A 12,920-nucleotide genomic window follows, 5' to 3' on the forward strand; every position below is an offset into this window, starting at 1 on the left:
ATAAACATATAAACAATCAAGACTTAATTTTTTCTAATCGAATTATAAGTATAAAATGGAAAATGTATTCACTTACCTAAAAAACCAATTCGTATTTCAGCTTGATCTCGTTTTCCAGGTCGATAACCCAATGGAAAAACCGGTTTTGAATCAAATTGATTCGCATGGTTTTATCAACGAATTCATTATCGAAAATAACCTGACTGAAACAGATGTTCTTTTGTTAGGACTGGCTCTTGCGCCACACGTAAAACCCGATTTTTTAAGTTCAATTATGGCCGAATATTTACCTAATGGCGGAGAATTACCAGAGTTTGGCGGAATAAAAACAAAGAACCATCGCGGAATTTTACCAACAGGTGAAACAGCACAGTTTTTAATTGCCGGAAATGATCTTGATGAAAGAATTGCCTTTTATAATTATCTACACAATCAGTCTTTTCTTTATCAAAAAGCAATCATTAAAATAGAAGCTGTTCCCAATGGTGAGCCTAAATTAAGCGGGTTATTAATTTTAGAAGATGAATACATCGAAAAATTCATTACAGGAAAAATTTTAAAACCGAAGCTGAGCAGCATTTTTCCTGCACAATTAATTGAAACGCAATTACAATGGAATGATTTGGTGCTCAATTCTAACACTTTAAATCAGATCAAAGAAATAGAAACATGGCTCAAATTCAATGAGATATTGATTCATGAATGGGACATGAAAGCTAAAATTAAACCCGGTTTCAGGGTCATGTTTTATGGGGCACCGGGAACCGGAAAAACGCTTACAGCTTCGCTTCTCGGGAAATATACTAAAAGAGATGTTTACCGAATTGATTTGTCTATGATAATTTCGAAATACATTGGCGAAACAGAAAAAAATCTTTCTTCTCTTTTTGACAAAGCAGCTGATAAAGACTGGATTCTCTTTTTTGATGAAGCCGATGCAGTTTTCGGAAAAAGAACAAATGTCAGGGATGCACACGATAAATATGCTAATCAGGAAGTTTCCTATTTATTGCAGCGTATCGAAAATCATCCGGGACTGGTTATTCTGGCCTCTAATTTTAAAGCGAATATTGATACCGCTTTCACCCGACGATTTCAATCCATTATTGAGTTTGAAGTGCCTTCTTACACCGAACGTTTACAGCTTTGGAAAAACAACCTCCCAAATGGAATCAAAATAGCTGAAGATGTGAATCTGAATGAACTCTCGAAAAAATACGACATTACCGGCGCCAATATTGTGAATATCATTCAATATGCCTGCCTGAGAACGCTGGAAGAAGAGAATGAAAATATTAACCTTAGTCATCTTCTTCAGGGCATAAAAAAAGAATATGTAAAAGAAGGAAAAATGATGTAACCAAAATATTTGAAGATCATAAAAATACACCTGCCATTACTATTTTTTAATGACAGATGCACTTAAAATCCAAATTAATTACTACTCTTTTTATTTTACCAGATAAGCAGTTTTGTCTGCTTCACAAAGCCTGAAATAGCCAAAAGCAAAATTATTTGCATTGGTTGTATTCACAATATTTCCCCTGATATTACCCGGAGGAACAGAAAAAGGACTTCCTCCATATATCTCTAAAATTAATTTCATGTAGTTATAGAAATTTCGTGAAATGCCGCGATGTGTAATATTGACTGTTTTTCCCGGTTTTATTTTATCTTCCTCTGAATATCGTGTACTTACTTCATTTCCATTGAACAATTCATCATCGGTCAGTTCGTATTCCGGAAATAAAAGGAAATCAGCCTGATAATCTGTTAAATAGTAATTAACCTCATTTTCAGGATCCTGATAATAAAAAGTAAGTTCAATTACATCTTCACCGTCAAAATCCGGAACAATGTTCTGCTCTACTTTGTCAATTGGTGTTACAGAGGTCAGTTTTTCCACTGCTGTAAAATTTTGCCCTTCGGCTGTTACATATAGTGTGTACTCCATATTGATTACAGGAACAAAATCAGTACATACATAAATACCCGGTTCTGTTTCATTAAATGCGAAGATATCACCATTTGTATTTTCAACCCTTACCTGAGCTCCCGAAACTTTTGGCGTAGTATTGTTGTAATAAGGAGCCGTTTTACTGATTTTTATGGTTTGTTGGTTACCTGCAGTTCCTTTTTGCCAGATAATCTCTGCATCTACCACTATTCGTGTCTCACCTGTTTCTAAATCAAGTGTTACCGTATCTTCACAAGAGGATAAAAACAGTACAAAAAGAAAACTGAATAAAGTAAGTATCCTATTATATTTTATAAACTTTTGCATATTCATTAAAATTTAAAATTATAAGAAACACCAGGTACTATCCCGAAAATAGACAATCTTCTGGTTTCATTTGCTCCTGTATCTTCATTTGTTGCGAACGTCATAGAAGCGGCATTCTTTCTGTTGTAGATATTATAAATGCTAAATACCCAATAGCTCTGCCAGCCTTTCTTTTTATCCGGTTTAGGCGTGTAAGTCGCTGCCAGGTCTAAATGATGGTAAAGTGGCAGCCTGTTTTCGTTTCTCAGTGAAAAATTAGGAATTTTGATTCCGCCAAACTCATAATAACCATTAGCATACGTTACCGGCTGTCCTGATTGCAATGAAAAATTGGCATTAAAAGACCACTTAGGATTGTACAGATAACTACCCACAATATTTAGATTATGCATTTTGTCGTATCCTGATAAATACCAGCCACCATTTGCAATTCCAGGTTCCTGAGGGGTTCTTCCCGGAGTTTTTTGCTCAGCTCTTGAAAGTGTGTAAGCAACCCAGCCAGTAAGATTGCCTGTGTTTTTTCTAAATAATAACTCCATACCATACGATCTGGCTTTACCATTCAGAATAACCTGTTCTATATTATTGTTTGCCAGTATATCCGCCCCGTCTATATAGTCGATTCGGTTTTGAATGTTTTTATAAAACAATTCTCCTTCTAAGGAATAATCATTATCCCTAAAATTTCTGAAATATCCAAGAGCATATTGGTCCAGAAGCTGTGGTTTTGTAAAAGGTCCGCTTGGAGTCCAGATATTCATTGGCAATGGAGACTGTGTATTGGATAAAATATGAATGTATTGGGCCATTCTGTTGTAACTTGCTTTTACTGAAGAATCGTCATTAAAAGCATAGGATAAAGCAGCACGAGGTTCTAAATTATCAAATTTACTGATGGTTTCTCCGCTTCCGTACGATATGCTTCCCGTTGGAGTTCCTTCTTCGTAAATATTATACAACGGATTGTAAACGACTGCCTGTCCGTTTTCATAAGTACTGATTTCCTCTTTTCCTAAACGATAAAACATGCTATAACGAAGTCCGTATCGAAGGTTCAGTTTCTCGGTAACCTGATGTTCAAAATCAAGATAAACAGATGATTCGAAAGCATATTTTTTATCCAGCTGTTTGTAATTGAACTGTGAATCTGAACTTGTTGGCTGTAAGATACCCGGATTAAAATCATAATACTGACCATCTATTCCGTAGCTGAGCTTAAGGTTTTCAGATACAGTGTGATTCCAGTTGTACTTAAGTCCATAGCTTTTTATGGTATTGTCCCATTCAAAGTTTTCCGTTGAAATTCCAAGGTTAAAATTATAATCACTGTAAAAAGCAGACAAATTTGTATTTAAGTTATCTGAAAAAGTATGTTTCCAGCTTAAAATCCCCATTGTATTTCCGTAAGTACTCGAAAAACGTTCATTTATATCAAAAACATCGTTTCCAAAGTAACCGGAAAAGGCCAGCGTATTCTTTGTACCCAGACGGTAATTCAATTTGGCATTAATATCATAAAACATTGCTGAGTTATTGTTATCAGCCAGTTTCAAAAATAAATGGGCATAAGAGGTCCTTGCTGCCACAACAAAAGATCCTTTTTCTTTTTTGATTGGTCCCTGAACTAACAAACGGCTTGATATTAAGCCAATTCCACCGTTTACCTTGTAATCTGTAAAATCTCCTGTTAGCTGACTTACATCCAGAACAGAAGAAACCCTTCCTCCAAACTTAGAAGGAATCCCTCCTTTGTATAAATCCAGTCCGTTGACCACATCTGCATTGAAAACAGAGAAAAAACCAAACATATGTGAGTCTCCGTAAACAGGCGCCCCGTCTAAAAGAATCAAATTCTGGTCAGCGGCACCTCCACGTACATTAAAGCCTGAAGAAAGCTCCCCCGCATTTGTAACTCCGGGCAATGTCAAAATTGATTTTAAAGGATCCGGCTCTCCCATAGCAGAAGGTATTTTTTTAATCTCTTCCATTGTAAGCTTATTGACACTCATCTGAGTATTTCTCACATCAACTGCTTTTGAGTTGGTAACAATCACCTGTTCCAGCTGCTGACTGTCGGCATCCATAACAAAGTTTATTTTTTCATCACCGGAAATGGTTATTAGCTTTTCTCCGTTTTTAAAGCCTACATAACTTACGATAACTGTATAAGTTCCTTTATTCAATTCTAAAGAAAACATTCCGTTTGCATCGGTCGTAACTCCTGTATCCAGTTCTTTAATAAAAATATTTGCCCCAATAACGGGCTCTTTGTTCTCATCTAAAACCTGTCCGGTTAACTTACTTTTTTTTTTGGCTGCAGGTGTTTTAGAGATTTTTTGCTTTACAAAAATATTATTTCCGACAATTGAAAACTGAATCGAATTGTTCTTATTCAATTCATTAATAAGTGCTTTTATTTCAATATTTTTATAAGTGTTTTTTTGATTAAAATACTTTTGGTTGGTATTAATCTGATCCGTAAAAGCAAATTTAAAATCCGTTTGATCTTCTATTTGCTTAAACACTTCTTTTAACGTCATATTTTCATCTACAGTTACCGATATGTTTTGAGAGAACATACTCAGACTGAATAAAAAAAAGCACGCTGAAATTATATACTTCATGTATTTTTGTATTTTTGGATTATTATTAACTAGATAACCTTGTGTTATCCTGACTATAAGAAGGATGTGTAGTTTAGCGGCTTGCATCCTTTTTGTTTCTATTGAAAAGTAATCTGCTTTAGATCTTCATTTATTTCAAAATTTAGGTTATACATTTCTGATATTAATTGAACAATTGTTTTCAAATCTTCTTTTTTATTGATTCGGACTGTAATCCGCTGATTATCGTACTCCTGCGGAATAATCATTCTGTAGCCGTAGCCCGCCATAATATAATCGCTTACAAGACTCAGTTTTTCATTTTCAAAATCGATAAATCTGTTAAATCCGGATACTGCTGCAATATTGTTTTCATATATAAATTCTTCTCCCGGTTTAAGTATCCAATTTTTATCCTGATTTTTTACATTCATCTGAATACTTCCTTCATAAAGTGAAACCCTTACCGCTTTTTGTCCATTTTCCTGAACAGTAAAACAAGTACCTAAAACAGTAGTTGTAGTTTCATTACAAAAAACCTGAAAAGGATGTTTTTTATCCTTTTTAACTTTAAAATAGGCCTCACCCTCTACTATAATTTTTCTGTTGGTTTCAAAATCATTGGCATATACAATCTTAGAATCCGGGCTTAGCTCTACCCTGGAACTATCAGGCAAGGCTACTATTTTTATAACAGAAGTTGTATTTTCAATTGTATTTGAAGTAAGGTAGACAGTATCCTGTAACGGACTTCTGCTAAGATAAATACCAGTTCCTGCCAGCATAAAAATTAGAACCGCTGCCGCTGCTACGTAACGCCAAATTTTAAATTTTGGATTTTTAGCGGCAAAGGTTTTGGCATGAAATTTTTCCCAGGAAGCTTCTTTTTCACTGTCTGAGTGAGAAAAAGGAGTTTCATTCCATAAGTTTTCAAATTCTTTATCCAGTTTTTCTTTATCCATGATCTTATTGATTAAGCTTTTTACAATAAAATCCTTGTTTAGAAAAAACACCATACACCATTTCCTGAATGTCACGGTTGGTTTCTATCTTAAGAATTCTTTCGCGGCTTTTAAAATCAAAATGGATAATACAATCAGAAATGATGAATTGTAAAAGAGCTGTAAGCAGGCTTGCATCTTTCTTTGTTCTGACATTTGTTTTATAGGCTTCAATATGCATTTCGTTCTCGTTTTTATATATAACAAACGAGAATAAAAAAGTTCCTAATCGTTTTCGACTTTTTTTCGAATAAATTTACTGGCGAGGTAAATATGATTGGCAATCGTTTTTTCAGAAAGGTCTGTAATTGCTGCAATCTCCTTATAGCTAAGGTTTTCCAGTTTATGTAAAGTAAAGATTTTTTGCTGCTGCTCCGGAAGCTGATTTATGAAATTTTGTAATTTCTCCTGTCTTTCTTCAAAAATTCCAGTTTCAGTATCTTCCTGCTCTGGCTGAAATTGTGAAGGATTGAGTTCGATAATTTTATTTTCGCGGTTAACATGATTAATTATGATATTCCTGCATATTGTAAACAGTTGTTTATCAAATAAAATATCCTCATTAAGCAATTCTCTTTTATTATAGACTCTTAAAAAAGTCTCCTGAACAAAGTCCTGCGGAGTAAGGACAGTAAAATTAAATCGTTTAGCAATGTTTATCAGTTTGTCGTAGTAATTTAAATAAGCTTGTTTAAAAGCAGCTTCATCGCCTTTTTTTAAACTTAATATAAACTTTCTGTTGTCCATAATGCAAACATGATAATAATCTTAACTCAATGTCTAAAATAATATTGTATTGAAGACTGCTGTAATTTCAGATAGCTTAAGTCCACTGCAAAGAACAGAAATTTATTCTGAAATACTTTATCAAAATTTAAATTTTCCAACAATTTAATAATAATGCTTAATTGTAATTCCTATTAAATATAACTTTTTTAAGCTTATTTTTTATAATTTAAAAATAAAAATCTTACAATTAAATATTTTTTATACTTTTATTGAAATTTTGCACTACTTCAAAACTCAAAATTCATTTTAACCGTATATACAATAAAACGATAATCTAAATTAGAGAAATTCAATTCACTGAACTGTTTTTGGAAAAACATTGAATCCTATCTTATTTCTGATTGTCGTTTTTTCTTCATTCATCTACACTATCTGCATTTCAAAAATTACAAATAACAATAAAATTCTTATTTTAAGATCAATAAAACAAAATGGATATTTATATTTACCTGTAAATTGAAATAAATTAAATTGGATTTTTTAGATAAAGCGTACAGTTATAATTTTGAAGGTATCAGGAATGAAGTTTACCAGTTTCGTTTCATTAGTACCGGGTTACAGGAAATAACAAAAATAGTTTCCATTTCGCCTATAAATAAAAATCTGAATTGGTATAGTGTAGGTTTTGGAAATCTTGAGAAAAATGAAAATACCATAAGCGTTAATGATCTTGCCGAAATCAACAATAATGATTATGATGAAGTTCTGGCTACTGTATTTATGTGTATTCTTCATTTTTTCATCTCTAATCCGGATTATACTATTTTGTTTTTTGGAAATACCCTGCACAAGCACCGTTTGTATAAACAAAAAATTTCTTCGAATCTTATTATTTTAAACCAATATCTGGAAATCTCAGGAGGAATAACCGAAGAACAGGTAACTATAATAGAAAAAAGCCAAACCATTACCCGTAAAGGAAAACAACACCAAAGGATTATTAGGGAAAAAGACCTTACAGCGCTCAGCAACAGCATTGAAATAAAGAGAATTGAAAAATATAATGCAGCCAAAACAGCTGATTATCAATTTGTTTTGTTTAAGTTAAAAAAAGAACTATGATTATTGAAGTAACAAAAAAATAGTATATTTGTAGCATTATGGAAGCAACACAATTAAGAGATTTACTAGAAAAGCAAATAGAAAAATCTACTAACTTCTGGGCCGGACGTCCTAAAATGACGATCCAGGAATTAGAAGCCGTAGAGAAATTTGCCAAACAAAAAAGTAAGCTTTTTGAAAAAGTATTTGATTCTCCTGAAAAAATTGATAAAATAAGCAAAATGCAAAATAGCGCATTATAAAATCGATATTCTTAATTCAACTCTTAACCACCTAAGCAATTAGGTGGTTTTTTTATGTTTAATTTGATTATTTTCATAGACATACAGATATAATTTTGTAAGACCTAAAGAAAATTATATAAAAAAAAGTTTGTTTTTGTTTGTCAATTTGTAAAAACAAGCAACAGCATGAAAACTTTCCTGCGCAATAATGGTTTAGGCATCTGTCTTTTTTTAAAGCCGCTCCTCAAGTCCTGGCCTTCATGCTCTTCATTTGCAAACAGGCGGATGATGGTTACTACTTAACGCTATTCAAATAAATAAACACGGATAAATATTAATCAAACATCTTAAAATACAAATATGGAAAATTTAACGAATTACTTTGGCAGAAATATTAAAGACAAAAGAATTGTTATTACGGGAGGTACAACCGGAATCGGAAAAGCCATTGCCGATTTATTAGTTTCGCTCGGCGGACGTGTACTCATTTTTGGAAGAGATCAGGAAGATTTCAAAAATGCTATTAATGATATCAAACAGCAATTTCCTGATGCTGAAATTTACGGTACTCCGGCCGATGTAACCAAAAAAGAAGATATCGATAAAATTCTGAAACTGACTGATGATGAACTTGGCGGCCTGGATATCCTTATTAACAATGCTGCTTTACCAGCTGACGGTCTCACAGGAAATACTTACGAAGACTACAAGTATGTAATTGATACTAATATTACCGGATATTTAGCATTCGCTGAGGAATCCATTTCAAGGATGAAAAATCAAAAATCCGGACATATCATCAACATTGGTTCTATGAGTGCAGAAACAAAGTCGCCGGAAAGTACTATTTACGTTGCTACGAAACAGGCGATACGGGGTTTCAGTACTTCCTTACGCAAAGAAGTCAACTCTTTCAGAATCAAAGTTTCACTTATTGAGCCCGGAGCCGTTACAAGCGACATGCAGACGGGAACAAAAGAAGAGCATGAGGAAAAAATTGATAAAATGGAAATGCTTAAGGCAGAAGACATTGCGATGAGTGTTTTATTCTGTTTGTCTCAGCCTGAAAGATGTGATATTGTAACTATGCAAATACGCCCTCATTTACAAATCATTTAGTCCAATAAAAAACTTAAATGGTAATTGTGAAATATAGATTTACAATTCTATAATACATCCGTTTTTATATAAGGTAAATTTGAAAGAAAATAGAATTCTGTTATATAACTTTCTCTAAATCTGAGTTATGACAATTGAATACTAAAAAAACTTCTAACATAACAGGCTTAAATTATAACTTAATAAAATTCATAATCAATATGAAAAATTTTCAAGATGAAAAACAGCGGGATTTATCTGTAAACAAATCAGACGGAACCAACAAATTCATGACCACTGATCAGGGTGTTCGCATAAACGATGACAATAATTCACTTAAAAGCGGTGACAGAGGTCCTTCACTACTCGAAGATTTTATTTTAAGAGAAAAAATTACCCATTTTGACCATGAACGTATTCCGGAAAGAATTGTACATGCACGTGGTTCGGGTGCTCATGGCTTTTTTGAGGTAACAAATCCAATTCCGGAATTAACAAAAGCGGGATTCTTAAAAGAAGCAGGATTGAAAACACCTGTTTTTGTTAGATTTTCGACTGTTGCCGGTTTTAGAGGTTCTACTGACCTTGCCAGAGATGTACGAGGATTTGCTGTTAAGTTTTACACTCAGGAAGGTATTTATGATTTGGTAGGAAACAACATTCCTGTATTTTTTATTCAGGATGCTTCGAAATTCCCGGATCTGGTTCATGCTGTAAAACCGGAACCACATAATGAAATACCCCAGGCCGCATCTGCTCACGACACATTTTGGGACTTTATTTCTTTAATGCCTGAATCAATGCATATGATTATGTGGGCGATGTCTGATCGTGCCATTCCGAGAAGTTATCGAATGATGGAAGGTTTTGGAGTTCACACTTTCCGATTAATCAATGAAGCAGGAGAATCAACTTTTGTAAAATTCCACTGGAAACCCAAATTAGGAACCCATGCTGTAGTCTGGGACGAAGCACAAAAAATATCAGGAAAAAATCCTGACTTTCACAGAGAAGATTTATGGGAAGCTATCGAAATGGGCAATTTCCCTGAATGGGAATTAGGGATACAGATAATTCCGGAAGAAGATGAACACAAATACGACTTCGATTTACTCGATCCAACGAAAATTGTTCCAGAAGAACTTGTTCCTGTAACCATAATTGGAAGAATGGTACTCAACAGAAATCCGGACAACTTTTTTGCAGAAACAGAACAAATTGCTTTTCATCCCGGACATGTTGTTCCCGGAATTGATTTCACAAATGATCCGCTGCTTCAGGGAAGGTTATTTTCATATACAGATACTCAGCTTTCCAGATTAGGCAGTCCTAATTTTCATGAAATACCCATTAACAGAAGCGTTGCGCCTGTTCACAACAACCAGCGCGACGGGCATATGCGTCAGGAAATCAATAAAGGCCGTGTAAGTTACCATCCGAACTCGCTTGGAGGCGGATGTCCGTTTCAGGCTAAAATAAGTGAAGGCGGATTTTCAAGTTTTAACGAACGTGTAGATGCACATAAAGTAAGAGAAAGAAGTACGAGCTTTGCTGACCATTTTAGTCAGGCAAGATTATTTTTTAACAGCCAGACTTCTACCGAAAAAAGCCATATTGTAAGAGCATTGCGATTTGAATTGGGTAAAGTGGAAACCACTGCCATCAGAGTGAGAATGCTGGGACTTTTATCTCAGGTTGACAGACAGCTGGCTGAACAAGTAGCAATCGGGCTTGGTGCCTCAGTTCCTTCTACTTTGGAAACCCCAATCAACAAGGGTGTTTCTCCGGAAAACGAAGAAACTTTAAAACATGAGCCTACAAATGCAGAATCATCTGTTAATGCTTCAGATGCTCTTTCGATGATTATCAATCCTACCAACTCTCCTACAATAGCCTCAAGAAAAGTAGCAATAATTTGTACCGATGGTGTTTCAGAAGCAAGCGTGATGAACATGAAAAATGCTCTTACGAAAGAGGATGCAAAAGGTCTTGTTGTTGCGCCACATCTGGGATCTGTGCTAACTGACTCTGATGGAGCCATTGCGGCAGACTTTAGTCTCCTGACTGCTTCATCTGTATTGTTTGATGCTGTTTATATTCCTCATGGCATGTCGCTTAATGAATTAGCAGAAGATGATACTGTACTGGAATTCCTTAATGATGCTTACAAACATTGCAAAGTCATTGGTGCTGATGGCGAGGCTACCAGTCTGTTAAGTGCAGCCCCTTTTGCTTTAAAAATGAGCAATGATGATCCGGGAATCATTTTATCGAGTGATTCGGGTAGTGAAACATTTGTACAGGATTTCATAAATGCTATGGCAAATCATCGTGTTTGGGAACGTGAACCAAATTTATACAACTAAAAAAAATAAAACATGAAAAATTCAGAAAAACCAACTCCAACAAAGGCTGCAGCCAATAAAGACACAAAAAATAACATGGTACCACCTTCTGCTGATGCCGCTTCGGAGTTAAGAGATTTATTTATTGACAGTCTTAAAGATATTTACTGGGCTGAGAACGCTCTTGTCAGCACGTTGCCAAAAATGGCTTCCAACGCAACATCTGCTGCATTGTCCGGAACTATTTTAGAGCATCTTGAAATAACAAAAAATCAGGTTACAAGACTTGAAAACATATTCGGACTGCTGGGAGAAAAAGCAGAAGGTAAAAAATGTGAAGCCATGGCCGGACTGATTAAAGAAGGCGACAGCATACTTGAAGAAACTCAGCCGGGCGCTGTAAGAGATGCAGGAATTATTGCAGCTTCACAAAAAGTTGAACACTATGAAATTGCAACATACGGTACTTTATGCGCTTTTGCAAAAGCACTTGGTGAAAATGATGCTGCAAAATTATTGACACAAACCCTGGCAGAAGAAAAAGAAGCCGATTGTCTGCTAAATGACGTAGCGCTAAATGCTGTCAATCTAATTGCTGCTGAATAGAAATTAATTTTCTTCATTTTACTATAAAACATCTGTACATAGTGCAGGTGTTTTTTGTATTATATTAATGCGTTTTGGTGAAATTATTTTTCGGTTTCTATCGCATCAGATATACATTTGTGTAAATCTGCTTTAATCTGTATAAATCTGCGTGAAAAATTAATCCCCAAAAAGTATTCCAACCAGATTTTAAAGGAATTTTGCAGATTAGATTTAATCTTTGAATGAAGCTATTTTAATTGAATGAACCAACAGTTATCTAAACTATTTTTTCTGAGTGTATGTATAAAACTGCTTTATCACCACTGGTAGACAATTCCAGCGAAATATTAATACTTGGATCAATGCCAGGTGATCAGTCTATTGCGAAACAGCAATTTTACGGAAACAGGGGAAATCATTTCTGGAAGATCATGTTTACTATTTTTAAAGAAAGTTACAGTGTGTCTTACGAGGAGCGGAAAGCCTTTCTGAAAAAACATAAAATTGCCCTCTGGAATGTACTGTCATCCTGTATGAGGGAAGGTAGCAGCGACGCCAAAATAACGAATGAAACAATAAATGATTTTGTGGATTTCCATAACCAATATCCAAACATCAGGCACGTCTTTTTTGAGAGCAAATCGGCCTCAAATTATTTTCATAAATATACAACTCAACACGAAGGAATATCCTATAAAATTCTTCCTTCAACAAGTGGACTAAATGCCGGAATTTCTTTTGATCAAAAAGTAGAAATGTGGAAAGTGGTTGCACAAACAGCGAATTCTTTGTATTAATCAGTAGAAATTTATACCTGAATTTCTATAACATCTTAACTAATTATATAAATAAATTGCCATATCCTGTAAAATCCGCTATTGGTCTCTTTATTAATTTTAATCAATGCAAGCTCATAATTTTTAATA

12 protein-coding genes are annotated in these 12,920 nt (G+C 34.5%); 7 read left to right on the forward strand and 5 right to left on the reverse strand.

Annotation, left to right across the window (positions count from 1 at the left end; translation table 11 throughout):
- Nucleotides 1-55: 55 nt before the first annotated feature.
- The gene (locus GXM17_RS02975; RefSeq protein ID WP_163397786.1) at nucleotides 56-1,360 is read left to right on the forward strand and encodes an ATP-binding protein; all 1,305 of its coding nucleotides are present in this window, start codon (nucleotides 56-58) and stop codon (nucleotides 1,358-1,360) included.
- A gap of 90 nt (nucleotides 1,361-1,450) precedes the next feature.
- Here GXM17_RS02975 and GXM17_RS02980 read toward each other — a convergent pair whose 3' ends face one another.
- The 5 genes from GXM17_RS02980 to GXM17_RS03000 form a co-directional block, all read right to left on the reverse strand.
- Nucleotides 1,451-2,284: a DUF4249 domain-containing protein gene (locus GXM17_RS02980; protein ID WP_163397787.1), complete on the reverse strand. Its 834-nt coding sequence runs from the start codon at nucleotides 2,282-2,284 to the stop codon at nucleotides 1,451-1,453.
- A 5-nt stretch (nucleotides 2,285-2,289) separates the two neighbouring features.
- Entirely contained in the window at nucleotides 2,290-4,908 is a 2,619-nt protein-coding gene (locus tag GXM17_RS02985) for a TonB-dependent receptor (protein ID WP_163397788.1), read from the reverse strand.
- A 98-nt stretch (nucleotides 4,909-5,006) separates the two neighbouring features.
- On the reverse strand, nucleotides 5,007-5,849 hold the full coding sequence (locus tag GXM17_RS02990; RefSeq protein WP_163397789.1) for a FecR family protein: 843 nt from the start codon (nucleotides 5,847-5,849) through the stop codon (nucleotides 5,007-5,009).
- 4 nt (nucleotides 5,850-5,853) lie between these two features.
- Entirely contained in the window at nucleotides 5,854-6,069 is a 216-nt protein-coding gene (locus GXM17_RS02995) for a hypothetical protein (protein ID WP_163397790.1), read from the reverse strand.
- A 44-nt stretch (nucleotides 6,070-6,113) separates the two neighbouring features.
- Nucleotides 6,114-6,635: an RNA polymerase sigma factor gene (locus GXM17_RS03000; RefSeq protein ID WP_163397791.1), complete on the reverse strand. Its 522-nt coding sequence runs from the start codon at nucleotides 6,633-6,635 to the stop codon at nucleotides 6,114-6,116.
- A gap of 513 nt (nucleotides 6,636-7,148) precedes the next feature.
- Here GXM17_RS03000 and GXM17_RS03005 point away from each other — a divergent pair.
- From GXM17_RS03005 to GXM17_RS03030, 6 genes are all read left to right on the forward strand, one after another.
- Nucleotides 7,149-7,739 carry a DUF6934 family protein gene (locus GXM17_RS03005; protein WP_163397792.1) on the forward strand — a complete coding sequence of 197 codons (591 nt, stop codon included), beginning with the start codon at nucleotides 7,149-7,151 and terminating at the stop codon, nucleotides 7,737-7,739.
- A gap of 38 nt (nucleotides 7,740-7,777) precedes the next feature.
- Nucleotides 7,778-7,981, forward strand: a complete 204-nt coding sequence (locus GXM17_RS03010) for a hypothetical protein (protein ID WP_163397793.1) — start codon at nucleotides 7,778-7,780, stop codon at nucleotides 7,979-7,981.
- A 342-nt stretch (nucleotides 7,982-8,323) separates the two neighbouring features.
- Nucleotides 8,324-9,082: an SDR family oxidoreductase gene (locus tag GXM17_RS03015; protein ID WP_163397794.1), complete on the forward strand. Its 759-nt coding sequence runs from the start codon at nucleotides 8,324-8,326 to the stop codon at nucleotides 9,080-9,082.
- A 200-nt stretch (nucleotides 9,083-9,282) separates the two neighbouring features.
- Nucleotides 9,283-11,427, forward strand: a complete 2,145-nt coding sequence (locus GXM17_RS03020) for a catalase (protein WP_163397795.1) — start codon at nucleotides 9,283-9,285, stop codon at nucleotides 11,425-11,427.
- Nucleotides 11,428-11,439: 12 nt separating this feature from the next.
- The gene (locus tag GXM17_RS03025; RefSeq protein ID WP_163397796.1) at nucleotides 11,440-12,012 is read left to right on the forward strand and encodes a YciE/YciF ferroxidase family protein; all 573 of its coding nucleotides are present in this window, start codon (nucleotides 11,440-11,442) and stop codon (nucleotides 12,010-12,012) included.
- 281 nt (nucleotides 12,013-12,293) lie between these two features.
- Nucleotides 12,294-12,791, forward strand: coding sequence for a DNA-deoxyinosine glycosylase (locus tag GXM17_RS03030; RefSeq protein WP_163397797.1), 498 nt, complete (start codon nucleotides 12,294-12,296; stop codon nucleotides 12,789-12,791).
- Nucleotides 12,792-12,920 lie beyond the last annotated feature (129 nt).

The sequence above is a fragment of the Flavobacterium fluviatile genome (assembly GCF_010645065.1).
Lineage (GTDB): Bacteria > Bacteroidota > Bacteroidia > Flavobacteriales > Flavobacteriaceae > Flavobacterium > Flavobacterium fluviatile.